This is a genomic window from Pseudaeromonas sp. HNCC25DJ182, assembly GCF_055413365.1.
This window is the reverse complement of sequence record NZ_JBVAYG010000002.1, coordinates 55300-80458: the sequence shown is the minus strand read 5'-3', so window position 1 is coordinate 80458 and position 25159 is coordinate 55300. Positions and strand designations below refer to the sequence as shown.

Genomic DNA, 25159 nt, shown 5'->3' with positions numbered 1-25159 from the left:
TTTATAACCGGCGTTTTTTGTGCTCGTAATCGTTGACTGGTTAATTACACCTGCATCTGCCACTGCTCAAAAAACAAGGTTGCTTCACGCTGCGCCTCGATTAATTGTGCAGCGTTCAGCAATCGCGCCATATTGTCTCGGAGCTGTTGTGCCTCACTGAGACGGCAACCGCCGGCAACCGCCAACGAACTCCAAACATAGGCCTGTTGATTATCCTGTGGCACACCCACCCCCTGCTGATACAGGCAAGCCAGGTTGTACTGCGCGAGGGCATGCCCTTGCTCTGCAGCCCGGGAGAACAGAGCCGCCGCTTGGTGGAAATTCTGTGGCGCTCCTCGGCCCTCCTGGAACATGACCCCAAGTTGGTACTGCGCTTTAGCATGTCCCTGATCGACCGCCAGACGATACCAGCTTGCCGCCTGCTGATAATCCAACTCAACCACTCGCCCGGTTTCGAACAACATGGCTAGGTGGTATTGCGCATCGGCATGCCCTAATTCCGCGGCCTGACGGAATAGCTGCAACGCACGACCACTATCGACCTCGCAACCAAGCCCCTGCAGACAGAGTTCTGCCAACTGGGAACAGCCCTGCGGATCACCCTGCGCAGCCGATTTATTGAACCAGGCAACGGCCTCGGCATCATCCTGCTGAACGCCCAAGCCTTGGCGGTACATAGTGCCCAAGCGATTCTGAGCCTCGGCCACTCCTTCAGCCGCTACCCGGCGATAGAATGAAAGCGCCTGTAGATGATCCTGCAAGACGCCTTGACCCAGTTCGTAAAGTCGCCCTAACGCCAGATAAGCCTGCTGATTTCCCTGCTCAGCCGATTTCCGGAACCACTGTACAGCCTGACGATAGTCTTGTTGCACGCCTCGACCCATCCGGTAAAAACCACCCAGGATGAACTGGCCTTCAGCGGACCCTTGCTCCGCGGCTTTCTGATACCAATTGGCGGCCTCGCGGAAACTGCGCGTCACGCCACGTCCCCGTTCGTACATCCGACCCAACGCCAACTGAGCCCGTGGTTCATTCTGATCAGCCGCCTTGCGATATAACTCTGCCGCTTTCAGTTCATCCTGGGCAATACCAGCACCGGTCTCATACAGCTGCCCCAGCATGAATTGCGCTCGGGCATCTCCGGCCTCAACAATTTTATTCAGCCACAAAGCCGCCTTGGAAGAATCCAGATGGACGCCATCCCCTTGCAGATACATGCTGGCTAAGTTGAATTGTGACTCGGCGTGACCCGCTTCAGCTGCACGCTGGTAATATTCGGCCGCCTTGATGCGGTCCTGGCAGACACCTCGTCCATGCTCATAGGCAAACCCGAGTTTGAACTGGGATTTGAGGTGACCTTGGGCCGCCGCCTGGATATAACAGGTGACTGCTTGCTGTTCATCCAGCTTGATACCCCGCCCACGCTCGTACTGCAATCCAAGCGCATACAGGGCCGCGGGATCGCCCTGTTCTGCCGCTTTGCGATACCAATGGAATGCTAATTCCTCATCCTGTTCAACACTGGCTCCGGCTTCATAGCGGCAAGCCAGGCGCAATTGAGCTCCTGAATGCCCTTGCTCTGCGGCTTTCCGCACCCAGTACAACGACTGGCTTGCATTCGCCTCTACACCGCGCCCCTGCTCGTACAGCATGGAAAGTGCGTACTGGGCATCGACATGATCCTGATCCGCAGCTCGTTTATACCAGACAAACGCCTCTTTCCAGGCTTGCGGTGAGGGGGCGCTGCTGCGGCCGGTTTGCGTCCAGGAGACGCTCCGTGACATACGGCTACTATCCCGTTCACTGTCATCATCACTCTCGTGATCCACCAGATTCAGCTCCAGCAGGCGTCCCAACTGATATTGGGCATCCGCCAAGCCAGCATCAGCCGATTTACGGAACCAGAGCAAAGCCTGTTGCACATCCTCTGAAATCCCCATGCCATGCAGACACATACAGGCCAGACGGTACTGAGCCTCAACCAATCCCTGCTCAGCCGCTTTTAGGTATAAATCTGTGGCCTGTTGATGGAATTGGGGAACACCCAGTCCATGCTCATACATCTTGGCCAATGCCAATTGAGCATTGGCATTCCCCTGGTCGGCGCTGCGTCGGAGCCAATACAAGGCCTGCGGATAATCGGGCTCTCGCCCTTCAACCCAGAGTTGCCCCAAGCGATATTGCGCCTCGGAGCTCTCTTTTTCTGCCGCACTCTGATAATAGCTACGCGCCTTGTCCAGGTCCTGTTCGACACCCTCACCTAACTGGTACATCTGTCCCAGCAGACACAGGGCATCCGCATGGTCCTGTTCAGCCGCACGTTGCAACCAGTGCATGGCTTGTGCGACATCATAGAAGGGAGAGTCAGGGTTCCGACTGACAACCGCCATCTGGTATTGTGCCTCTATCGAACCCGCCTCGGCGGCCCGACGATACCAGACCAACCCCTGCAATTCATCGTGCGAGACGCCCTTGCCCTGCATGAACAGCTGCGCCAAATTCAGCTGAGCCAGCAAGTGTCCCTGCTCTGCAGCGCGATTGAGCCAGAAGGCTCCTTGGGTCGGATCTTCCGCCACACCACGACCATAGGCGTGAGTCATACCATAACTGTATTGGGACTCGGCATCGCCTTGCTCCGCCGCCTGCCGCAGTTGGGACAATCCTGACTGAGGTGAGTGGGTTGCAGTGTTCATGCGCCAAGTAACTTCATTGGTGACTGGCGCTGCCCGTACCGGAGTCACGGGCGGGGCCTCATGCTCAATATCTGTGGCAACAGAACCGCTGACATTCCAGCTGACCCGCTTTTTTTTCGGCTCCGGGCTTTCCACTATGCGCTCAACTTTCTTGATGCCGGAACTTTGCGCCGATACTTGACGATTACTTGCAGTAGCAGCGCTCATCTGCCACGCAACGCGAGCCGGCACCGTATTCAGACGCTCCAGACTGCGTTGTGCAGGTAAGGAACCTTGCGCGGCCGCGCGACGGAACCACTCTTGGGCGACAAGCTCATCTTTGCTCATGCCCAAGCCTTCTGCCGCCATGACTCCCATCTGATATTGGGCCTGGACATCACCGGCTTCAGCCATGGGGCGTAAATTGTCCAGAGCCTGAAGATAGTCACCATTCTTGAACGCATTGAGACCAGACTCCAATCGGGTCTCAACGGATGAAGATGCACTCTTTGTCATAGTAATCGCCACCAAACAGGGAATGAGTACATTCCGGTCAGCACCCATGACCATAAAAAGTCAGGTATGCCAGATGTGGATTATTCCGCTTGTCACATAACACAGGGACAATCGGAACAAATATCGCGACCCTTGGGTTACCCCGGGATCAGCATTTGTGGGCAACGGCAGCACTCTGACCATACAAGATGGCTGAGTTGGGAGTGGGCATTACCATTCCGAAGCACATTCCATTGCGCATTTGAATCTTACGTCCTGGAGTCTTGACTCCTCACCACCGCCACAAAGTAAGTGAGGGCTTCTGACTTTTTTCATATTACTATGGCGACTTGCCTATTCCCGCAGCAATTAATCCTTTTTTTGATCTCCTCCACACTAGATCGCGCCAATAGGGCAAACTCTTGATCGAAAGCCTTTTCTTGATCACAAAGGACACAAATGAAAAAGGCCCCGCAGGGCCTTCTACCACGGAGCAATGACTCAACGACCGCTCATCTGATGCTGCAGTTGTTCGGCCAGGTCCTGCAATTTTTGCTCTTGTTCCTGCAACCAAAGCCAACGAGCAATGCAGCCCTGTTCCGGCTTGATCATCTGTTGCAACGCGTCGATCCCGGTTTTGAGCTGAGCATTGTTCTGCAATGCGGCAATTTCCAGACTTAACACTCGGATATTGTCGATCGCCGTCGGTGCCATCCCCCGCAAACGAGTAACCGCTAACTTCTGGTTTTCAAGTTCCGGATCGGCAAACAGCGCCGTAATCACGAGCGTCATGGTGGCTGAGTAATCTTTATATTGCTGATAGATGCCCCCCAAATAGGCATCAGAGCCCACCATGGGAGCGACGATCATCTCCACAGCCAAATTTCCCTGCTGAATCGACGCCAGTAGGGCGTCACGCTCCTGACGCAGGGAGAATCGCTGACTCAACAAGGTCAAGCGTCCCTTTTCCAGACCCGCGATCAACTCCAGTGAACGGGCTGCATCTGCACTGCGTGCTGCAGGCGCCTGAGCCAGCAGCCGGAGTTGTTTCGCATCTTTGGTGATCACATCCGGCTTTTCGCTCTGCAGCAGATCCATGATGGCCGCTTTACTCTGCTTGCCAATTTCGGTCGCCGAAAGACGGGACAGATCCACCTGTGCAGCTTCGGAATCTTGGGCCACAGAGGGGGCATTATGATTGAGCACCAGTAGGACCAAAACCACGAGGATCGGTAACGCAAGAAGGAAAGGTTTACGCATGCTGAAGCTCCTGTAACAACCGGAAAAGTAACGGAGCCTACTATAGGCACGGAAAGATCGATTGCAATCAAACCCTAATAAATCCGGAGGGACCTTGATTGTAACCGTTATAGCGCCGGTTTCGCGGCTTGCCGTATGCGCTCGAACAGTGCCAGGTAGTTGCTGTTTTGGCGCTCCCGGACCCGTGATGCGCCATAGAGTCGACTCCAGATCCCCGCTCCCAGTCGTCGGGAAACCACCAGCCCTTGCGCTTCAAAATCCCGGCTAACCCAATCCGGCAGCACTGCAACGCCCCAACCCGCCGCCGCCATCTGCACCAGCATCAGGGTATTCTCGACCTGACGGATCCGCGCGGGTGCCAGGTGAGCTGGTTGCAAAAAATGTCGCACCACATCCAGACGCGAGTGGGCAACCGGATAACTAAGCAAGGTTTCGCTCGCCACTCTCTCGGGTGTGACATCAGAGACCAGGGCAAGTGGATGGGTTGGTGCGACAATCAAACGCATTTCGTAATCAAACAGAGCCTGGTAGTGGATATCGGCACACGCCTGAACATCGGACGTCAGTACCAGATCCAGCTCACCAAGTAGTAACGCGGACTGGGGCTCAAAGCTTTGCCCAGTGACAAACTCGAGCTCCGGTCCCCCGTTCGCTGACCATCCCGCAAGAGCGGGAGTAAGCCAGTGAATACAGCTATGACACTCGATCGCCAGTCGCAACAGCGTCGCAACCGGATGCTTAGACTGCTCGAAACGGTCCAGAACCTCATCGACTCGCGGCAAGCACTCATCGGCCAATTCCAGACACCACTGCCCTTCACGGGTAAATTGCAACGGCTTGCTCTTGCGTAAAAACAAAGGCCCCTCCAGCCGGGCTTCCAGTTCAGCCAGTTGATGAGACAAGGCGGAGACACTCAGATGAAGTCGTTGGGCTGCGCCACTCAAACTACCGGTTTCGCGTAACGTGACTAAGGTCCGTAAGTGTTTCAATTCGATCATGAGGATCCTGCAACTGACGGTTGCAAAAGTTGCGATAGCATTCCATTACGCTAATCGACAAAAATAGCCATGTAAACATCTGGACGTCTAAACGGAGAAAAACATGGCTCATCTTACTCATACCCTCGGTTTCCCACGCATCGGTGTAAAACGTGAACTCAAGCAAGCCCTGGAAAAATACTGGTCCGGGAACAGCAGCCAAGCCGACTTGCTAGCGACGGGGCGGGAATTACGCCAACGCCATTGGCAATGGCAGGCGGATGCCGGCATCGATCTGCTGCCAGTCGGCGATTTTGCCTGGTACGATCAGGTGCTGGGCACCTCACTGCTGCTAGGCAATATTCCGGCTCGCCATCGCAACCAGGATGGTAGCGTCGATCTCGACACCCTGTTCCGGATCGCTCGCGGCCGGGCTCCCAGCGGGCATACCGCGGCTGCCAGTGAAATGAGCAAATGGTTCAACACCAATTATCACTATCTGGTACCCGAGTTTTCTCGTCACCAAACGTTCAGTCTGGAATGGACCCAGTTGTTTGACGAAATCACCGAAGCTCAAGCCCTGGGTCATACCGTCAAGCCGGTTCTGCTCGGTCCGGTGAGTTATCTGTGGCTGGGAAAAGTCAAAGGCGAACCGTTCGATCGGCTGGAACTGCTGCCGCAGTTGCTCGCCGTCTATGGTGCTGTGTTGGCTCGGCTGGCGGCCGCGGGCTGTGACTGGGTGCAGATCGATGAACCCGCTCTGGTCCTCGACTTGCCAGATGCTTGGCAACAGGCTTACCACAGGGCCTATGATGCCCTGCAAGGACATTGCCGTCTGCTGCTGACCAGTTATTTCGGCTCGGTCGATCACCATTGGTCACTGATCCGGCGCTTACCGGTACAAGGGGTTCATCTGGATTGTGTCGCCGGTCACTGGCCCACGCCATCCCGATTGGCCGAGTTGCCCGCTGACTGGATTATCTCGCTGGGCATCATCAATGGCCGGAATATCTGGCGTGCGGATCTGGAGCAACAACATCAGCGCTTGCTGCCTCTAGCGACACATCTGGGGGAACGTCTCTGGCTCGCCAGTTCCTGCTCGCTACTGCACTGCCCGCTGGATCTGCAAGAGGAAACCGCGCTGGATACCGAGGCCCGTAGTTGGCTGGCATTTGCCCGTCAGAAATGTGTCGAGCTGCAACTCGTGGCACAGGCTCTCAATGAGGAACAGCCGGATCAGCTCCTACGCCTGCAAGCCTATAGTGCACCCATCCGTGCTCGAGACCGTTCGACCCGGGTTCACAACCCGGCAGTACAGGCTGCAGTGGCTGCCATTACCCCAGCACAGGCCCGGCGTCAGAGTCCTTACGCCCAGCGAGCCATTCAGCAACGACATGCCTTGAACCTGCCCGCCTGGCCAACGACGACCATAGGCTCCTTCCCGCAGACCACCCAAATCCGGGCTCTGCGCCAGGAACACCGGCAAGGACGACTCAGTGCTCACGACTATGAGACCGCCCTGCAACAGGAGATAGCCTATGCGGTACGGGAGCAGGAAGCACTGGATCTGGATGTTCTGGTACACGGTGAGCCGGAACGTAACGACATGGTCGAGTACTTTGGTGAACAACTGGCCGGGTATCTGTTTACCCGCAATGGCTGGGTACAAAGCTACGGCTCCCGTTGCGTCAAACCTCCCATCATCAGCGGCGATATCAGTCGCCCGCACCCCATCACGGTTGCCTGGAGCCACTACGCCCAGTCGCTGACGACCAAACCGATGAAGGGCATGCTGACCGGCCCACTGACCATGCTCTGCTGGTCCTTTCTGCGGGAAGATGTGAGCCGCGAAACTATAGCCCGGCAACTGGCCCTGGCGTTGCGGGATGAAGTCTGCGAGCTGGAGCAGGCCGGGATCCGCATCATCCAGATTGACGAACCGGCACTTCGCGAGGGATTACCACTACGTCAGGCCGAATGGGCGGACTATCTGCAATGGGCGGTGCAGGCCTTTCAGCTGACCGCCGCCGGAGTGAGTGATAGCACCCAGATCCACACCCATATGTGCTATTGCGAGTTTGCCGATGTGATGGATGCGATTGCCGCACTGGATGCGGACGTCATCACCCTGGAAACCTCCCGTTCGGATATGGAGCTACTGGAGACCTTCCGATCCTTTGCCTACCCCAACGAAATTGGCCCCGGCGTCTATGATATTCATAGCCCGAATGTACCGGGTGTTGACTGGATGGTCAGCCTGCTGCGCAAAGCCGCGGAGCATATTCCGGCACAACGCCTATGGGTCAATCCAGATTGCGGGTTGAAGACCCGGGGTTGGGAGGAGACTCGAACCGCCCTGGCGAACATGGTGATTGCTGCCAAACAGTTGCGCCAGGAACAACCGGTCTCGCTCTAAAATGCACCGCAGCCGCACTCCCGTTGTAACGTGAGTGCGGCAAAAGTCAGGAGAATGCGGTAAATCGGGGAGTTATCCGGCGCGGGCCGGATGACGCAAAGTACGACCCAACCAGAGGTGTGCGATCAGGGCCAATACCCCGCACACCGCCATCACTCCAGCCATGGGCAATGCCGAGGTCGCCGGAACGCTGTTCACCGCCACCCCGGCCAGAGCACCGACGCCAAAACGCAGCGAGCCGGCCAGGGCAGAAGCCGTCCCGGCATTCGCCGGAAAAAAGCCGAGGGCATGGGAGGTAGCATTGGCACCGATCATTCCCAACTGTCCGACATAGCAGCAGACTGGAACCACGATCCCCCACAAACCGCCCCAGCCAGTAACACCATTGATCACCAGTGCCAGACCGGCCACTGCACTCAAGACCAACCCCAGCCGTAACATGGCCAGCAAGCCCACCCGTTTGACCAGGCGACCATTGATAAAGGTCATTCCCATCAAAAACAGCACGTTCAAGCCAAACAGCAGCCCATAGTGCTGAGCTGGCACGCCAAAATACTGGATGTAGACGTAAGGCGAGCCGCTGATAAAGGCAAACATACCGGCGGAGGAGAAGGTACTGGCCAGCAGGCTCCCCATCGCCTTGCGATGACACAAAACCCGGAAATAGTTACTCAGCACGCTACCCAAGCGCAATGGCTGCCGCAGCTCGGGCTTCAAGGTCTCGGGGATCCACACCAGAATAGCCACCCAAAGAAGAGCCCCCAGCAGAGCCAGCAAGATGAAAATGGAGTGCCAACCCAATGCCAGCATGGCACCGCCGAGCAGCGGAGCCACCAGAGGGGCCAGGGTCATGGTTAGGATGACGATGGTCATGGCCCGCACCACCTCATCCGGGCTAAACAGATCACGCAGCAGCGCATTGACCACCACGGCACCGGCGGCGCCGCCGATAGCCTGCAGCAGTCGGAACAGCAACAGTACCGGCAAACTCTCCGCAAACACGCAACCAATGGAAGCCAGAGCAAACAGTGCCACGCCGAACAGGATCACCGGTTTGCGGCCGAAGCTGTCCGCCATAGGCCCATAGAATAACTGGCCGATGGCAAAGCCAATTAAAAAGGTACTGATGGTCAGCTGCACCGACTCGACACTGGCGGCCAGATCCTCGGCAATACTGGGTATCGCCGGTAAATACATGTCGACCGCCAAAGGTGTTAACCCGGAGAGAGCCCCCAGCATGATCAGCAGCAATAAATGAGAGGTTCGCATGGACGCCTGTTCCAAATGGAGTGAATTATGAGTGTAACGGATACTTGATCTGCTTCACAAAAAAAAGCTGGAGCCAATCACAGATCCCGATCTTCGCATTGACCTCCGGGCATGGGAGAATAGCCGCCATACCCTTATCGCAAAGCTAGCCTGCAGGTTGGCAGCGATCCCCGACCGAGTGACCCACAAGGATCAGGATGAGACACCTTTTTATCGCCTGTCTGCTGCTTTTGACTGGCTGCAGTATCGTCAGCAAAGATCAATGCAGAAACCTGAATTGGTATGGCCGTGGTTACGCCGATGCCATGCGCGGCATGCCCTATGCTGATGGCGCACGCTACGCCAGTGCCTGCCGCGATCAGGGCGTCTATCTGGATATCGCGCCCTGGCAGCGAGGATACCAGCGCCACCTGAATCAGACCTGCCCCATGGACAAAGCCAGACAATTGGCTACCAGCAGTCAGCCCTATCAGGGACCTTGTCTGGCCATTCCAGAATTTGCCACTCGCTACCATGCCGAGCAAGCCAAGGCTCAGGAACGGGCTGTACTGCAAAAAGCCGAGGATGATCTGGTGAAGATCCGTCAGGAACATGCCCTGTTGCGCGGCAAGCAGGATGCCGCCTCTAAGTCCCGGCTCCAGGAGCTGGAGTGGAGCGAATTCCAATTGCAACAGACCCTGCTCGAACTCCGGCCACCCGTGGCGGTGGAAGGTGATGTACTGAATCCCAGTCTGCACTAATCCCCAGGGAGTCGAGACCATGCGTTGGCCGCTGATCCTCGCGTTATTACTGCTCGGTGGCTGTAGCGCGCTGTCCGAGCAACAGTGTCGCCTTGGCGATTGGTATGGTCTGGGCTACCAGGATGGCCAGGCCGGTCGGACCCGCACTCGCCTGGATGAATACCATAAGTCCTGCGCCGAGTATGCGATCACGCCCGACCTGGAACGCTGGCAAGCCGGCTACGACAAGGGGCTAGCCTTCTACTGCATTCCGGAATTGGCCTATGCCAAGGGCAAGAATGGCGATGAGTATCATGGAGTCTGCCCGAATGATGCCAGCTTCCGTCAACGCTACGAGCGCGGCCGAGCCGAGTATCAGGTACAACAACAGCTGGATGAGATTGCCGATGAACTGGATCGACTGCAAGACGAGCGGGAGCGGGTGTGGAAAAGTTACCGCCACAGCCAGGATGATGCCGAGCGCCATGAGTTAGGCCATCGGCTGAGACAGTTTGAGTGGCATGCCCTGGATCTGCAACAGCAGTATATGCAGATCAAACAGCAACAGTTGCAGCTGCTCGCTACCCCACGAGAGTAGCTCGCCGTCAAAAGGCATCCGACATATCCCCGTCGGTCCTGGGCCCAGCAGCCCCTGTCATCTATTTGTCATTATCCCTTCATACACTCGCGGCAAACCGAAGAGGATGCCGCCATGAAGATCGCTCACTTTTCCCTGCTCAGCTCGTTATTGCTGCTGCTACTCGCCTCCATTTTATGCTGGAGTCTCTATACCGGCTGGAGCCAACGCCTCAGCCAGGAGCAACAAGGTATCCACTTCGAGCAGCTCAGACGCACCGTCAGCCAGGATGCCCAGCGCCAGATCGGGGAGTATCTGCTGACCGGTGATGCCAGTCGATTGACTCAGGCCCGCCAATCCTTGACGCAAGCAGGCAGCCTGCTCGCGCAACTGCCCGCCACCACACAGCGCAACACCCCACAACAGTTACAGCAACTCAATGCCAAGATGGGGGGCGAATACCTGGCTGCGGGCAAATTGGCCGGCAATAGCCAGCAACTGCTGCAGAATGCCGAAAGCGAGCTGATGAGCAACCTGGGGATCCTCACCCGTTATGCCCTCGCCGCCCAGCATCCACAGAGCAGTGCTTACCTGAGCCTGACCGCCAGTATGGCTTCGGGAATTGCCAAGCTCGGGCAGTTGCGCGAGAACCTGATGGCCCAACACGATAGCCGCCTACTGAAATCCCTGCAGTTTGAACTCGACTCTTTGCAGCAGCAGTTGGCCCGGTTGCAGGCCCTGCCCCTGCTGGGCGTCCACGCCGAGAGCGAGGATGATTTTCCCAGTCTCGGCGAGGAAACCGCGGTCGCAGCCGATCAGGGGGAAGAGCCCAAGGCCGAACTGGCCAGTCTGTTGAATCGCTATCCCAAGGAGCTGGAGAACACCCGGCGCATGCTGGAACAGCAGCAGCAAATGAAACTTCAATTGACCACGGACTTTCGCCAACTGGAGAATGACATCCTGCAGATCGGCAAGGATCTGCAACAGAGCCAGACCCGACAACTGCAACAGCTGGGCCTGACCCTGATCGTGCTGGTCGGCATTCTGGTGCTGTTTGCGCTGCTCTCCTTCCTGTTTCAGCAACGGCTGGTGGTATCCCGCCTGCATGTGCTGCGTAACGCTTTCCGCCACCTGGTCACCACAGGACGGCCAGAGCCCCTGCCGGTACAACACCGCCACAGTGAGCTGGGAGAGATCGCCTGCAGCTTCAACCAGTTGATGAACCTGCTCAGCCAACAACAGCAAGATAAGGGGCTGCAGCTGAGGCGAATTTCCCAGACCCTGGAGGGCATGGTCAGTCAGGTCGAGCAGATCCGGCAACATGCCGAGCAATCCGATGGTGCCATCGCGGTGGGGCAAGAGATGATGGACGAACTGAATCTGCTAGCCAGTGAGGTGCATCAGGTCGCCAACGACATCGCCGAACACGCGCGCCACAACGAGACCTCGATGTTGCACAGTCAGGATCTGGTGCAACAACTGCAAGCGGCCACCCGTCGCACCGGTGATGCGATCGAAGCCAGCCAAGGCTCTTTACAATTACTGGATGAGTCGATGAAAAATGCCACCGCCATTGTCGATGTCATCAGTCATATCGCCGAACAAACCAATTTGTTAGCGCTGAATGCGGCCATCGAAGCCGCCCGCGCTGGTGAGCACGGTCGCGGCTTTGCGGTGGTCGCCGATGAGGTTCGCCACTTGTCAGGCAGCACGCAAAAATCCCTGTCGCAGATCCTGGCCATCTTTACCCGGCTCAAGGGCGCCTCCAGCGAGCTCAGTGACACCATCCATGCCATTGCCGATGCATCCGAACAGCAACAACGGCATGCCGATGGCTTATGGGAGACGGCGCAAGGGGTTCGGGAAACGGCGCGCAGCACCGCCGTGGTGGCCGATCAAGGAGCCGGCAATGCCCAAAGTCAGGTGGAAAAGTTGCAAGCCTTCGCCGATCTGATGCACAGCATGCGTCAACAGTCGTCGAGCATGTCCAGTCAATCGGTGCAGGTGGCTCGCCATATTCAGGCCCAGGCCGAGTTGATCACTCAAACCCTGCAAGGCCAGAGCACGACAGAATCCGTGCCCGCCTGAGGTGCAAATCAACGACAGGCTTCAGGCCGAAACCAGATTCAGCTCCCGCGCAGTGCGGCCTGGATATAGAGGTCGAAGCGGTTGCTCTTGGTCTCGATGGCGCTGCTAGGCTTCATTTCATTGAGCCAACCGGCATAATCCGGGCGCTTCACCACCACCCGTTTGCTGGCCACGGCCAAGGCGGCTGGCAGTAAGGCATCGGCATCCAGATCGGGCCCGACCAGCGATTGGAAGACTCGCATCTCCTTTTTGACCAGTGCCGATTTTTTCTTATGCGGGAACATGGGATCGAGATAGACCACCTCGGGAGTAATGGTTAACTCCTGCAGCCGTTGCAAGGCGGGGCCAGGTAGCAAGCTCATGCGTTCTTGCATCCAAAAGCCAATCTCGGCGTCGGCGTAGGCCCGCGCCAGACCATCAGCGAGCAAGGCTGCCACCACTGGACTGCGCTCCAGCATCACCACCTGGCACCCCAGCGAGGCCAGCACAAAGGCATCCCGTCCCAACCCGGCGGTCGCATCCACCACCAGCGGGTTCGCGCCCGCTTTCAAACCCACCGCCTTGGCTATCGACTGCCCTCGTCCGCCACCAAACTTGCGGCGATGAGCCACAGCACCCTCGACGAAATCGACAAATACCGCCCCCAGCAGCGGCTCATCCAGCTTGCGCAGCTCGAGACGGCTCTCGGTCCACACCAGAGCGAAGGGAGCCGACAGCATCAATCCACCCAGTTCGCTCGTCAGACGCTCGGCATCTGCTTGCCTTGATGGACACTCAGCGATGATCTCAATGACAAACATGCAACAACCCCATAGCAACAGGCTCCCGATCGCGGGAGCCTGTGCATTGTACCAGAGAGCGTGCCACTGCCTAGGCGGCTGGCAGCGCCATACTCATACCGCGCTGCGTTGGCTGACCTGGAAGCGGCCCGCCATCAGGCTCAATCTGGCAATGGTGTGATGGGTCTGGGCTACGCTCTGACTGAGATCATCCAGCGCCATCTTCATGGCTCCGGCAACATCCGCCACCCCAGCCGCTTCTTCGGCATGTTCGCGGCCGTGATCAGTCAGCTCGTGGATGGTGGCAAACAGCTTCTCGACAATCAGGCTCTGACCAGCGTTATCACCGGCCGCCTGTTCGGCAATCCGCAGTCCCTCCTCCATGTTGCCCATCCCCTTCTCCATGACCTGAACGGCATCGGCGGCTTGTTGTTGCACCTTGACGATCATGGCTTCGATTTCCGCCGTCGAGCTGCTGGTCCTTTCAGCCAGCGAGCGAACTTCATCCGCCACCACCGCAAAGCCCCGCCCCGCTTCCCCGGCCCGAGCGGCTTCGATAGCCGCATTCAATGCCAATAAATTGGTCTGTGCGGCAATCGACTGGATCACGCCGACAATATTACCGATCTCCCGGGTACTGGCCCCGAGCTGCTCGATCGTCTGGGTGGAGGTACTCACGGTTTCACGAATCGAGCGCGTCCGACTGGAAACGACCGAGAATTGCTGACGCGCCGCCTCTGCCTGTTGGGTCATCGCCTGATGCATATCTTCCGCCGTGACCGAGGCGGAGTTCAAACGCCCCATCTGTGCCTCGAGGGATCCGAGCGTCCGCTGCATGGCCGCCATCACCTGATCCACGGCCTGGGCGCTACTGCCGTTATGTTGCTGCATGCGCAAATTGTCCTGCTCCAACGTCCGGCTGGTCACCATCACGTTGCCCAGCGTGGCATCCAGGTTATCCACCAGACTATTGACCCACTGGGTCATGACGCCGGTCTCGTCACTCACCAGGGTCGAGCGATCCAGCCGCAAGCGCAAATTCGCCTCCCCTTCGGCAATACGCCGTAACATGCCGATGACCTGACGCAAGCGGCTGGCCAAGGGCTTGGCATAACGGCGATTAAAGCACCAGCCGCCCAACAACAGCGCGACAGCTTGCAAGGCTATGCCCTGGGGTTGGGCAAGCGACAGCCACTGGACCAGAAGTTGGGCGACAGCCCAGCTGGGAATAATAGTTAGCAAAGCACCCTGGAGAAGACGATAACTGACCGAGCGATAGCGGTAGACCTCTTCTAAATCCGCTTCGCACATCATGCCCCAGGTATCTGGCGAGCCGGGCAGTTGGAAAGTGATCCCCTTGCCAATGACCGGAATATGCCGGTAATCGGAATACCCTGGGTAAGTGACATAGAGGTTATGACCGTGACGAATCGTTTCACGGACCCCGGGATGCAGTTGCCCCGTGGCCGGATCATTGAACTTGAGCTCCAGCTCGGTATGTTCCCGCACCCGGACTACCCCAAACGCCGTCTGCACGCCATCCTTGAGGTTATCGCCCAGGCTGAAGGTGCGATCCTCGAAACGTGAACGGGACAATGCCACGCCGGGTTCAATGGAGGGATCCAGCACCGACTTGACCATGAACAGGTAGTTGTCACCCGACTCGTGGAAGATATGCCCCGCTTCGCGCTGGATTAGATCCCCCAGCACATCATTGGGGATCCGGGCACACAAGGTGGCAATCCGCTGTCCAGCCTTAAAGATCGGCTGATAGAACATCAAGGTGACTGCATCATGGAAGGAAGAGCTGCTGGGCCCCAGCAACCGGGTGCGTTCATCCCGATATGGACCATGCAAGAAGCGTCCGGCAGCCAGACGCTCGAGAACCTTAGCTGAAATTGGTTCTTGCCGACCGTGCAGCTCACGGGAGCTGGCCAGCAGTTGGCCAGTAACGTCAATGACAAATAACTCGGTGGCATCAGGGAGCAAATTCTGCTTGTCAGCCAACCAGCTCCGATCCAACTGCGAGAGCACTGGCACCACATCAGCCAGGCTGGCCAACAGGCTCCATTGCTGTTCGCACCATTGCACCAGCAGAGCCTGACGGGTCGTCGCAAAGCTATTGAAAGCACTCTCCATGGCCTCAACCCGATCCCGATTGCGTCGATAGGCCCAGCGCATCGTCAACTTCCCCGTCTTGCCAAACCAGGGCAGCCAGTGCCGTTCTGCGGAGCTCAATGCCATGTCGTTGCTGTGTAACTGCATAACCATTCCTTGTTATTTGCATACTCAATCCATTGATGAGTCAGACAATAAGCAAGCAACGTACCAACAAAGGGCAAGGGGTAGCGAGGGATTGGTGCGACATTGCGCAGCCATGGGGCACCAAATGAGCGCGACGACTCAAAACAGGGCAAATTTACCCGCAAGACTCATATCAGGACGGAAGATCCTACCCGCTCGCTGTGGCTGGTGATCTCAGATGGGTGGTGTTGTTGCAAATAGGACAGCAGATCCGGCCAGGCCAGCGGCCGACTGAACAGATAACCCTGAGTAAAAGAACAGCCCTGCTCACAAATAAAGGCTTGCTGCTCTTCCCGCTCCACTCCTTCGACCACCAATTGCATACCCAGGTTATGCACAATCGAAATCAATCCCTGCAATAACAGGCGATCTTGGGTATGCAGCGGGATCTGTTGCACAAAAGAACGATCGATCTTCACCAGATCCATGGGGTAGAGACGTAAGTAATTCAACGCCGAGAAGCCGGTGCCAAAATCATCGATGGCAATCTGGCAACCCGCATCCCGCAACGCCTGGATGCGACACAGATGTTCTTCATGACCATCCATGAAAATCGATTCGGTAATTTCAAAAATCAACTGTCCAGGAGGTAACTGATATTTGGCCAGCACGGACAACCACTCATGACCATCGGCACTCAGGGTGTTGAACTCCAGGGTCGAACGGTTGACCGACACCTGCAACCAGTCGTAGCCCGCATCATGCAAGCGCCGTAGATCACGACACGCTTGCTCCAGCAATTGTTCACCCAGGATCTGGATCAAACCGCTCTGCTCGGCTAGGGGAATGAAATCAACCGGCGACACAGCACCCAGCTCGGGATGCTGCCACCGGGCCAGAGCCTCCAGTTTGGCCACCCGCCCTAAGCGGTTATCCCAGATCGGCTGATAAACCAGTGAAATCTCACCGTCATTGATCGCTTGTAACAGGTGGCGCTGCATGGCTTCACGTTCGGCGATCCCCTGTAACATCTGTTCAGAAAAACAGAGGTAACTGCGTTGCTGGCGCCGCGCTTCGAACAGCGCCAGATCGGTATGTCGCAGCAACTGCTGACTATCCTGACCATCCCGGGGCCAGAGAGCACCCGAAACAGTTCCCGACAGCCGTAACTTGCGGGGCCCGACTTCGAATCGACTATGCACGCGAGCGAGTAACTGATCCGCCCAAGCGGCCAACTCGACCTCGGAGGTGACACCAGGAAGCAGCAGCGCAAAGCCATCGCCACCCACTCGCCCCAGTAACTCCCGGCTACCCACCAGGAGACGCAGCCGATCCGATAACTGCTGTAGCAAGAGATCGCCGGTTTGATGATCAAATTGTGTATTGATATTGCAGAAGTTTTTCAGATCCAGCGACAGTAAACCAAATGCAGCGCCGGTTTGGCACTGATGATCGAGTTCGGCATAGAAGCCGGGTCTATCCAGCAGCCCGGTGAGCGGATCCAGCACCCGAACCGAGACGGGGGATGGACCATGCAGGCTACTGCTCTCCTGCATCAAACCGACCAGACATAACAAATGGGGATCGGCACCATGCTGGTAACGGCAGACCGTTAACTGTTCAGCCAGCATGCGACCACTCTTGTGGCGACTGAGCACCTGACCTTGCCACACCCCGCGCTCGGCAACCGCCTGTTGGATCAGCAGCATAAACCCAGTGTCGTAGAGTCCTGAGCGTAAGGCCGGCGCCAACTGGCCGACCAGCTCTTCGGCTCGGTAACCGCTGAGTGCTTCAAACGGAGCATTGACCGCGAGAATGATGCCATTCTCGTCACACAGAGTGGCAGCAGAAGAGAGCAGAGCCAAACGGGAATATGCCGGAGCAGGGACAGATGGACGCAAACTGGCTGTGGTGCGGTCCATCCAGCCATTCCATTGGTATTTCAACCGCTCAAGCCACTGTGGCATTCCTACTCCCAACCTATCGTTTAATCCTTGGCCACACATGATATAGCCCTGAACGAGACTTTTCTGGCGCGAACAATTGCGCTATAGCCTGTGCCAGTGCGCAACCCCGGCTCAAAGAGGTGCTTAACCTAGCAAAGAGCATGCCCTGCCTCATTGTCCAGTCGAGCATGATCCAGACCGACATGGCGAAATCGCCCAGGCGGCTACCATGATCGCAATTGGCCGCGCTATCCACGCGACACCCTGTCAGCAAATCAACCAGCGCTTGTCATCATCATTCAAATTTATACAAACGGCACCGCTGGCAAGATACTTTAGCGTTATATCCAACCACACAATTGAATATTCCATTCAACGCCGAACAATAAAACAGGATAATCGCATAACAATCAACACTTAAACGCAACCCTTTCAAAAACAATAAATTAATAAAAGTCGGTATATAATTTCTAGGGACAAATTGGTTATTGCCTATTTGTTGACAAAATAATCAACGGTTATTTACATCATCCCTTCCTGTTTTCATTTCCATCGCATTGTCGTCATAAAATCCCCATTAATAGAATGGCTATGCTGCCACTAATCGCAGCAGCCAATGCCACGCTCGCTGCCTAGTATCTCGCTCCATCCACTATGGATTTCAGGAGCCAGGATCAATGCCCAGCCATCACCACGACACCAGCGTTGCCCCGAAAGAACGCATCAACATCAAGTACCAGCCAGCCACTGGCAACCATCAGGGTGACATCGAACTCCCGCTGGCCCTGCTCGTGGTCGGTAATTTACGCGGCAATCAAACCAGGATCCCGCTGGAACAGCGCAGCTGCATCAACATCGATAAACAGAATTTCAATGCGGTGATGAAAGAATCGGCGCTACAGCTGACATTTGCGATCCCCAACCACCTGCAAGGCGCTGAACAGAGTGAACTCCCTATCACCCTGCAGTTCGAATCGCTCGCCGACTTTACGCCGGATCGTATCGCCCAGCAGGTGCCGGAACTGTACAAATTGCTGCAACTGCGTGAAGCGCTAGTCGCCCTCAAAGGTCCACTTGGCAATATTCCAGCGTTTCGTCAACGGCTGTGCGAGCTGCTCGGAGATCCGGAAACCCGGGCTCAGTTACTCCAGGAAGTGTCGCTGCTGAATTTGGAGCCCTAACAGGCCCGCCCCGCCAAGTCTGATACCCCAATGCCAAGGATGCATCATGCCCCTGACCACCCCAACACCACTTGCCCACTCATCGCCTTCCTTGCTGAATGACCTGCTCTGCCAAGCGCGCCTGATGCCTGACGATGAGGGATATGCCATTACCGGACGCGGCGTCGCCGCCCTGATGGCTCATGCCTGCGCCTCGGATCCCATCCGGGATACGGTGAACAAGACCCGGGTCGATCACTTAATCGTTGAACTCGATCGCCAGCTGAGCCGACTGATGGATGAAATTCTGCACGCCCCGCCATTTCAGGAGCTCGAGTCCTCCTGGCGCGCCCTCAAACTCCTTGTCGACCGTACTGATTTCCGCGAAAACATCAGCATCCAACTGCTGCATGCGACCAAAGAAGAACTGCTGGATGACTTTGAATATGCCACCGAGCTGACGCAGTCCGGGTTCTACCAACACCTCTATGCCAGTGGTTACGGTCAGTTCGGCGGTGAGCCAATTGCGGCAGTGATTGGCGACTACGCCTTTAATCACTCTGCGGCGGATATCAAGTTGCTGCAATATCTGGCCGCGGTTGGCGCCATGGCCCACGCCCCGTTTATTGCCTCGGCGGCGCCCAGTTTTTTCGGCCTCGACAGTTACAGTGAGCTCCCGGCCATCAAGGATCTGAAATCGGTCTTCGAGGGGCCTGCCCATACTCGATGGCGCAGCCTGCGCGAATCGGAAGATGCCCGTTATCTGGGATTGACGGCTCCGCGGTTCCTGGTCCGGCTGCCTTATGACCCAAGCAATAATCCCATCAAGGGATTCCACTATCAGGAACAGACCAGCGCCGACCATCACCACTATCTGTGGGGGAATACAGCATTTTTACTGGCCACAGCGCTAACCGACAGCTTCGCTCGCTATCGCTGGTGTCCCAATATCATAGGGCCGCAAAGCGGAGGCGCTATCCATGATTTACCCGTCCATCTCTTCGAGGCCATGGGGCAGTTGCAGGCCAAGATCCCGACGGAAGTACTGATCACCGATCGTCGGGAATACGAGCTCGCCGAAGAGGGATTTATCGCACTGACTATGCGCAAGGAGAGTGATAACGCCGCCTTCTTTTCGGCCAACTCGGTGCAGAAACCCAAAGTATTTCCCAATACCGAAGAGGGGCGACAGGCGGCGACCAACCACCGGCTTGGTAGCCAGTTACCCTATCTGTTCATCATCAATCGCCTCGCGCACTACCTGAAAGTTCTGCAACGCGAGCAGTTGGGAGCCTGGAAGGAGCGCCAGGATCTGGAACGCGAGCTCAACGGCTGGATCCGTCAATACGTGGCCGACCAGGAAAATCCTCCCGCCGAAGTGCGCAGTCGTCGCCCTCTGCGCAGTGCCAGTGTCCAGGTCTCCGAGGTGGAAGGCGAGACAGGCTGGTATCAGGTCAAACTCGCCGTTCGCCCTCATTTCAAATACATGGGTGCCAGTTTCGAACTCTCACTGGTTGGTCGACTCGATAAGGAGTAACCCGAATGCCCAACTCTTGCGCCCCTCGCTCCCGGCTACTTGAACGACTGATCCAACGGGAGCCCGGTTCCATCGACGAACAGGTAGCCAGCGCTCTGCAATCCATCCAGCAACATCTGGAGTTATTGCTCAATAGTCGGCCCGACAGCTGTCGTGGTGCCCCCGCATTGGGTTTGATCGACTTCAATGCAACTGCTCTGGGTTGCACCGATCTGCGGACCCGGCTGGCGGAAGAGATCCGGCAGTGCATAACCCACTACGAACCCCGTCTACAACAGGTCCGGGTCTCCCACTCCGAGCGCCTGGAGCCGAGTCGGGATCCCCTGATACTACAATTCCAGATCGAAGGGCAGATCCGTTTTGCCGAACAGGCCAGGCATGCCAGCTTGACTCTGCAACTGGACAGCAACCGTCGTTACCGGATGGTGAACTGATGCGCATGGAGCACTATTTTCAGGCAGAACTCCGTTACCTGCGGGAGCAGGGACAAGCCCTCACCCGAGCACATCCCGAGCTGAGTCATTATCTGGCCGGGCCCGGGGCAGATCCGGATGTGGAGCGACTGCTGGAAGGCGTGGCATTTCTGACTGCCAGTCTGCGTGCTCGCATGGATGACAGCTTTCCCGAGCTAAGTCTCGGGGTACTGCAACTGGTCGCCCCCCAACTATTGCGCGTCATTCCGAGCCTGACCATGATGCAATTCCTGCCCATTCCCCACACCATCAGTCAACCGATGCGACTGGAAGCGGGTTGTGAAGTCGCAAGCGATCCGATCGATGGCCGGAGTTGCCGCTTCCGAACCTGTCGACCGGGCTGGGTCTATCCCGCCGACGGCCTGCTGAGCCTGGATCCGACGCGGCTCACACTCACTCTGACGCTGAAGCTGCACACCCAACTCTGCCAGAGCAAACTGGAGCTGGAGAAGCTGCAGCTATACCTTGGCGATGAACAGCCTGCAGCCTGTGAACTCTATCTTTGGCTGTGTCAGCACCTTCGACAATTAGTGATCGAAACCGAGTCCGACAACTGGTCGCAACACCCCAGCTGCTTGCGGGCCCGTGGCTTTGCTCCCGCAGATGCCTTGCTGCCCGAGCCGGATGATCACATCGACGGTCACCGCCTGCTGCAGGACTATTTCAGCTTTCCCGCTGCCTTCTTGTGTCTCGCCCTCAAGCCGGATCTACCACCACTGCCCCCCAAGCCCGTCGCGCAGGTTCGCCTACGATTCGAGTTTTCGCAGCCGTTGCCCGGCCATGTGCACATCACCCGCCAGAGCATAATGCTCAACTGCATTCCAGCGGTGAACCTCTTCCCGCTCGATGCCGAACCGATCCATCGGCATGGCCGACATCACGACTATCCCCTGCATCTATCCCATCAGACCCCGAATGCCTACGAGTTGTTCAGCATCGACAGCGTGCAGGGCTGGCGCCAACCCATGCTCAGCCGTGAACGAAATAACCAGGATGGCACGCGAGCAAGTCTACGGGAGTATCTGCCCTTCCACCGATTTCAACAGCCCCCATCGCCACCACAAACGGCTCAGCCCCGGTACAAGCTCAATCAGAGCGCTAAGGTGTCGGGACAAGGAATGAACTACTGTCTGAGCTTCATCGGGCCAGAGCCGTCACAGACCCTGTTTCAGGAGGAGACCATCTCGATATCCCTGACCTGCTGTGACCGCCAGTTGGCATCCAGGCTGCCGCCTGGGGCTCTGCATATCGCCACGGGCAGCTCGCCGAATTTTGTCCGGTTTCATAATCTGCTGCGCCCAACCAGGATCCGTTACCCGGCCTCGAACGATCAATTGCACTGGCAATTGCTGAACAATCTATCCCACCACTACCTTTCCTTGCTGGAGCCACAACGGCTGCAGCAATTATTGAGTTGTTATGACCGCCAGGATGATGCCGACCGGCCATCCCACAACCGGGCGCGGATTAGCGCAATCGAGCACATCAGCACCCAATCCATCGAACGGCTCCATGATGGCTTACCCATTCGCGGACTCCACACCACCCTGAGCATTCATGGCCAACCTTTTGGCGGCGAGGGGGAGCTCTATCTGTTCGGCAGTGTGCTGGCTCACTTTCTGACGCACTACGCCAGTATCAATAGCTTTCATCAGTTGGAAGTCATCAATCTCGATGCCCAGAGCCGTTACCAGTGGCCCGCCACCGTCGGGAGGCAACCGCTGTTATGAACACCCTTCCCCTGACACAGTTGGCTCATCATGCGCACGCCTACCATCTCGGGCCATTGATTGAGCAACTGCTGGCCCTGTTGCAGCTAGACCCTGAGCAATTGCCGCAACCGGATCGACTGCAGCTTCGGGTCTCACCCGGACTCGGCTTTCCCTGTGCCGATGTGCTGACTCTGGATATCAACTCCAGCCCCCGACTCGAGGTCGGGTTTCTCGGGCTGCACGGTAGTCAATCACCCTTACCCGGTTACTATCTGGATGAACTGGCTTGGCAGCATGCCCACCAGCAACCCCGACTAATCGCCTTGCTGGATCTGTTTCATCATCGCTGGCTCATGTTGCTGTACCGGGGCTGGCGCAAATACCGTTATGAACTGCGCTTCCGCGCAGGCGCGGATTCACTTTCCCGCTGCCTGCTGGCCATGCGCGGCGCTCCTGGTTTGCCACTCCAGCCCGAACAGTGGCTGGCCAACTCCCGATTACGCACTGCCCCAGCACCATCTGCCGCGGCACTGTGCAGCCTGATCCAGCACAGCCTGCAGCTTCCGAGTGTACAGCTTCAACCCTGGCAACGGCGGCAGGTCCCCATCCCTGCGGGGCAACAAAACCGTTTGGGAGTGCAAGCCTGTCGGCTCGGTCATGATGGCCTGCTGGGCAGCCAGATAGCCGATTGCGCCGGTAAATTCCGCCTGCGACTGCAACAACTCTCACGGCAGCAGTTCTATCGCCTACTGCCCAACGGCGACCTCTATCAACGACTCAAGCTGCTGGTCACTCAGCAAGTACACGCCCTGCTGGCCTGGGATCTAGTCCTGGAGCTGGCCCGCGATCAGTCCCCCCTATGGCAGCTGGGAGAGGATCCAGAAGTCCGGTTGGGCTGGAGTAACTTTCTGGGTCATCCCCATCCAACCCCCAGCTTACGGTTCAGCGTCGAGGAGTAACCCCTATGCGAAACAGCCAGCGGCGGCAACTCGCCATCAGCCTCCTGCTCGTCACCACCCTGTTGGGCCTGCTATGCGGATGTAGCACGCTGGGCAAACTGGGGCGGGTACTCATGAACCCAGATATTCAAGTCGGCGATAGCCAATCCCAGCCCTCTACCGTCAGCATCACCTTGCTCGCCGAGCCGGATGTCAATGCCGATGCCGAAGGCACAGCACACCCGATTGCCCTGCAGCTGGTGCAGTTGGCGGAAGAGTCCCGACTATTGGCCAGTGACTACGACCAGATACACAGAGATCTGCCGGCCGCTCTGGGCAAGAACTATCTCGATCATCAGGATTACAGCCTGCTTCCCGGACAATTTCGCTACCTAGCCGCTATGCCTCTTCTGGAGCAAACCCGCTATCTGGGGGTGGTTGCGCACTATGCCGATCCGGAACATGCCCAATGGCGGCAGCTGCTCAAGCTAACGCCCATGGGACATCACTATCACCTGCTAGTCCAGCTGCAGAACCACACCATTCGTCTGCAGCAAGATGAGGAGTAAGCATGTCGTCTCACAATAGCGTCGTCTGGCACGAGGGGTTATTCATCCGCCCCCAGCATTTCCAGCAACAGGAGCGGTACTGGAGTGACCAACTGCATCAACGGGTCACCGCACTCGGAAACTTCAGTTATGGCGTGTTGCAGCTGCAGTTGAGTCAGGAACACCTGGGCATCGGCCAATTCGCGCTGGTGCAGGGCTGCGTGCTGTTCGCCGATGGTACCCTCTGCCGCTTTCCCGATGAAGACGCGATCCCGGCTCCGCTGCTAGTGCCATCCGCTACTCGTGCGAATCAGGTGATCTACCTGACGCTGGCTCTGGATGGCCCAGGCACCACAGCCTCAACCATGAGACGCTACCAGCAACATGCGCATCCGATGGTCGATCGACAGGCCCAGAGCTCGCCCCCAGTGGAAGTCACGCTGCAGCGGTTGCAACCCGAATTGCAGTTGGAGGATCAGGGTAATACGGGCCAGACCCGGATCCCCATAGCCCGCCTGCTGGGGCACCGCAGTGATGGCAGCCTATTGCTGGACCCGGCGTTTATGCCATGCAGCTTGGTCGTACATGCCATCCCGACCTTACAACGCGGCTTGATCGAAGTGACCGGGCTCCTGACCACGCGCGCCCAGAGCCTGAGACAGCGTCTGGCCACGCCGCACCAGCAAGAAATTAGCGAATGGCATGATTTTTTACTGTTGCAGCTACTGCAACGCTATCAATTGCTACTCCAGCATTTACAACAGCTTCCACAATTGCACCCGGAGCGACTGTTCTCGACCCTGTTGCAACTCCATGCCGAGCTGGCCACTCTGATGAGCGAGAGTCGACACCCCTCTGCCATCGCGAACTACCAGCATCAGGATCCGGGAAGCTGCTTTATCCCGCTGCTCAATGCCATCCGTACCTCATTGGGTACTATGGTTACCCCGCGAGCGCTCGCTCTGCCACTACAGGTTACGGCATTCGGTATTCGCCAGGCCTCCTTGCATGAAGCCTCGGCGCTGGGTCCTATCGCCCTGGTTCTGGCGGTCAAGGCACAGTTACCGGTAGAGCAGTTACAGCAGCAATTTCCTCTACAAAGCAAGATTGCCGATCCGGAGCAGATCCGGGAGCGGATCGCCTTACAACTGCCCGGCCTACCGTTGCGGCATTTGCCGGTAGCCCCCCGTCATCTGCCCTACCACGCCGGATTCAGCTACTTCGAACTGGATCGACAACATCCTGACTGGACCCCGCTGATCCGCAGCGCCCAACTGGCTCTCCATGTAGCCGGTGAATTCCCAGGTCTGGAGCTGCAGCTCTGGGCGATCCGCGACTAAAACTAGCGA

General features: G+C 57.2%; 18 protein-coding genes. 11 read left to right on the top strand and 7 right to left on the bottom strand.

Annotated elements, in window-relative coordinates; genetic code table 11:
• Positions 1-44: 44 nt before the first annotated feature.
• The 3 genes from ACZYUB_RS02165 to ACZYUB_RS02155 form a co-directional block, all read right to left on the bottom strand.
• Positions 45-3188 carry an SEL1-like repeat protein gene (locus ACZYUB_RS02165; protein ID WP_463945170.1) on the bottom strand — a complete coding sequence of 1048 codons (3144 nt, stop codon included), beginning with the start codon at positions 3186-3188 and terminating at the stop codon, positions 45-47.
• A 480-nt stretch (positions 3189-3668) separates the two neighbouring features.
• On the bottom strand, positions 3669-4427 hold the full coding sequence (locus ACZYUB_RS02160) for a hypothetical protein (RefSeq protein WP_463945168.1): 759 nt from the start codon (positions 4425-4427) through the stop codon (positions 3669-3671).
• Positions 4428-4534: 107 nt separating this feature from the next.
• Entirely contained in the window at positions 4535-5425 is an 891-nt protein-coding gene (locus ACZYUB_RS02155) for a LysR substrate-binding domain-containing protein (protein ID WP_463945167.1), read from the bottom strand.
• A 103-nt stretch (positions 5426-5528) separates the two neighbouring features.
• Between ACZYUB_RS02155 and metE the strand changes: the two genes are divergently transcribed.
• Complete coding sequence (gene metE, locus ACZYUB_RS02150) at positions 5529-7820, top strand: 5-methyltetrahydropteroyltriglutamate--homocysteine S-methyltransferase (RefSeq protein ID WP_463945166.1); 2292 nt, start codon at positions 5529-5531, stop codon at positions 7818-7820.
• A gap of 72 nt (positions 7821-7892) precedes the next feature.
• On the opposite strand, the gene ACZYUB_RS02145 is transcribed toward metE, so the two are convergent.
• Entirely contained in the window at positions 7893-9089 is a 1197-nt protein-coding gene (locus ACZYUB_RS02145) for a Bcr/CflA family multidrug efflux MFS transporter (RefSeq protein ID WP_463945164.1), read from the bottom strand.
• A gap of 197 nt (positions 9090-9286) precedes the next feature.
• Between ACZYUB_RS02145 and ACZYUB_RS02140 the strand changes: the two genes are divergently transcribed.
• The 3 genes from ACZYUB_RS02140 (at position 9287) to ACZYUB_RS02130 (ending at position 12473) form a co-directional block, all read left to right on the top strand.
• Positions 9287-9829 (top strand): DUF2799 domain-containing protein, encoded by a 543-nt coding sequence (locus tag ACZYUB_RS02140; RefSeq protein WP_463945163.1) that lies wholly within the window; start codon positions 9287-9289, stop codon positions 9827-9829.
• A gap of 19 nt (positions 9830-9848) precedes the next feature.
• Positions 9849-10406, top strand: coding sequence for a DUF2799 domain-containing protein (locus ACZYUB_RS02135; protein WP_463945162.1), 558 nt, complete (start codon positions 9849-9851; stop codon positions 10404-10406).
• Positions 10407-10520: 114 nt separating this feature from the next.
• The gene (locus ACZYUB_RS02130; RefSeq protein ID WP_463945161.1) at positions 10521-12473 is read left to right on the top strand and encodes a methyl-accepting chemotaxis protein; all 1953 of its coding nucleotides are present in this window, start codon (positions 10521-10523) and stop codon (positions 12471-12473) included.
• A gap of 38 nt (positions 12474-12511) precedes the next feature.
• On the opposite strand, the gene ACZYUB_RS02125 is transcribed toward ACZYUB_RS02130, so the two are convergent.
• From ACZYUB_RS02125 to ACZYUB_RS02115, 3 genes are all read right to left on the bottom strand, one after another.
• Positions 12512-13273 carry a class I SAM-dependent methyltransferase gene (locus ACZYUB_RS02125; protein ID WP_463945159.1) on the bottom strand — a complete coding sequence of 254 codons (762 nt, stop codon included), beginning with the start codon at positions 13271-13273 and terminating at the stop codon, positions 12512-12514.
• Positions 13274-13366: 93 nt separating this feature from the next.
• Complete coding sequence (locus ACZYUB_RS02120; RefSeq protein WP_463945157.1) at positions 13367-15517, bottom strand: methyl-accepting chemotaxis protein; 2151 nt, start codon at positions 15515-15517, stop codon at positions 13367-13369.
• 167 nt (positions 15518-15684) lie between these two features.
• Positions 15685-17463, bottom strand: coding sequence for a putative bifunctional diguanylate cyclase/phosphodiesterase (locus ACZYUB_RS02115; RefSeq protein WP_463945156.1), 1779 nt, complete (start codon positions 17461-17463; stop codon positions 15685-15687).
• Positions 17464-18119: 656 nt separating this feature from the next.
• On the opposite strand from ACZYUB_RS02115, the gene tssB reads away from it, so the two are divergent.
• From tssB to tssK, 7 genes are read left to right on the top strand one after another with little or no spacing between them, the layout of a single operon-like run.
• Positions 18120-18623 carry a type VI secretion system contractile sheath small subunit gene (tssB, locus tag ACZYUB_RS02110; RefSeq protein ID WP_463945154.1) on the top strand — a complete coding sequence of 168 codons (504 nt, stop codon included), beginning with the start codon at positions 18120-18122 and terminating at the stop codon, positions 18621-18623.
• A gap of 46 nt (positions 18624-18669) precedes the next feature.
• Complete coding sequence (tssC, locus tag ACZYUB_RS02105) at positions 18670-20139, top strand: type VI secretion system contractile sheath large subunit (RefSeq protein ID WP_463945152.1); 1470 nt, start codon at positions 18670-18672, stop codon at positions 20137-20139.
• A gap of 5 nt (positions 20140-20144) precedes the next feature.
• The gene (tssE, locus tag ACZYUB_RS02100; protein ID WP_463945151.1) at positions 20145-20573 is read left to right on the top strand and encodes a type VI secretion system baseplate subunit TssE; all 429 of its coding nucleotides are present in this window, start codon (positions 20145-20147) and stop codon (positions 20571-20573) included.
• Complete coding sequence (gene tssF, locus ACZYUB_RS02095; RefSeq protein ID WP_463945150.1) at positions 20573-22342, top strand: type VI secretion system baseplate subunit TssF; 1770 nt, start codon at positions 20573-20575, stop codon at positions 22340-22342. The genes tssE and tssF overlap by 1 nt, the downstream gene beginning before the upstream one ends.
• Positions 22339-23283 (top strand): type VI secretion system baseplate subunit TssG, encoded by a 945-nt coding sequence (gene tssG / locus ACZYUB_RS02090; protein ID WP_463945149.1) that lies wholly within the window; start codon positions 22339-22341, stop codon positions 23281-23283. The genes tssF and tssG overlap by 4 nt, the downstream gene beginning before the upstream one ends.
• A 5-nt stretch (positions 23284-23288) precedes the next feature.
• Positions 23289-23831, top strand: coding sequence for a type VI secretion system lipoprotein TssJ (tssJ, locus tag ACZYUB_RS02085; protein WP_463945148.1), 543 nt, complete (start codon positions 23289-23291; stop codon positions 23829-23831).
• Between the two features lie 2 nt (positions 23832-23833).
• The gene (tssK, locus tag ACZYUB_RS02080; protein WP_463945146.1) at positions 23834-25150 is read left to right on the top strand and encodes a type VI secretion system baseplate subunit TssK; all 1317 of its coding nucleotides are present in this window, start codon (positions 23834-23836) and stop codon (positions 25148-25150) included.
• Positions 25151-25159 lie beyond the last annotated feature (9 nt).

What these genes read in the sequence shown, in the direction of transcription:
- ACZYUB_RS02165 (WP_463945170.1), bottom strand. Translation starts at nt 3,188, where the DNA reads ATGACAAAGAGTGCATCTTCATCCGTTGAGACCCGATTGGAGTCTGGT.
- ACZYUB_RS02160 (WP_463945168.1), bottom strand. Translation starts at nt 4,427, where the DNA reads ATGCGTAAACCTTTCCTTCTTGCGTTACCGATCCTCGTGGTTTTGGTC.
- ACZYUB_RS02155 (WP_463945167.1), bottom strand. Translation starts at nt 5,425, where the DNA reads ATGATCGAATTGAAACACTTACGGACCTTAGTCACGTTACGCGAAACC.
- metE (WP_463945166.1), top strand. Translation starts at nt 5,529, where the DNA reads ATGGCTCATCTTACTCATACCCTCGGTTTCCCACGCATCGGTGTAAAA.
- ACZYUB_RS02145 (WP_463945164.1), bottom strand. Translation starts at nt 9,089, where the DNA reads ATGCGAACCTCTCATTTATTGCTGCTGATCATGCTGGGGGCTCTCTCC.
- ACZYUB_RS02140 (WP_463945163.1), top strand. Translation starts at nt 9,287, where the DNA reads ATGAGACACCTTTTTATCGCCTGTCTGCTGCTTTTGACTGGCTGCAGT.
- ACZYUB_RS02135 (WP_463945162.1), top strand. Translation starts at nt 9,849, where the DNA reads ATGCGTTGGCCGCTGATCCTCGCGTTATTACTGCTCGGTGGCTGTAGC.
- ACZYUB_RS02130 (WP_463945161.1), top strand. Translation starts at nt 10,521, where the DNA reads ATGAAGATCGCTCACTTTTCCCTGCTCAGCTCGTTATTGCTGCTGCTA.
- ACZYUB_RS02125 (WP_463945159.1), bottom strand. Translation starts at nt 13,273, where the DNA reads ATGTTTGTCATTGAGATCATCGCTGAGTGTCCATCAAGGCAAGCAGAT.
- ACZYUB_RS02120 (WP_463945157.1), bottom strand. Translation starts at nt 15,517, where the DNA reads ATGCAGTTACACAGCAACGACATGGCATTGAGCTCCGCAGAACGGCAC.
- ACZYUB_RS02115 (WP_463945156.1), bottom strand. Translation starts at nt 17,463, where the DNA reads ATGCCACAGTGGCTTGAGCGGTTGAAATACCAATGGAATGGCTGGATG.
- tssB (WP_463945154.1), top strand. Translation starts at nt 18,120, where the DNA reads ATGCCCAGCCATCACCACGACACCAGCGTTGCCCCGAAAGAACGCATC.
- tssC (WP_463945152.1), top strand. Translation starts at nt 18,670, where the DNA reads ATGCCCCTGACCACCCCAACACCACTTGCCCACTCATCGCCTTCCTTG.
- tssE (WP_463945151.1), top strand. Translation starts at nt 20,145, where the DNA reads ATGCCCAACTCTTGCGCCCCTCGCTCCCGGCTACTTGAACGACTGATC.
- tssF (WP_463945150.1), top strand. Translation starts at nt 20,573, where the DNA reads ATGCGCATGGAGCACTATTTTCAGGCAGAACTCCGTTACCTGCGGGAG.
- tssG (WP_463945149.1), top strand. Translation starts at nt 22,339, where the DNA reads ATGAACACCCTTCCCCTGACACAGTTGGCTCATCATGCGCACGCCTAC.
- tssJ (WP_463945148.1), top strand. Translation starts at nt 23,289, where the DNA reads ATGCGAAACAGCCAGCGGCGGCAACTCGCCATCAGCCTCCTGCTCGTC.
- tssK (WP_463945146.1), top strand. Translation starts at nt 23,834, where the DNA reads ATGTCGTCTCACAATAGCGTCGTCTGGCACGAGGGGTTATTCATCCGC.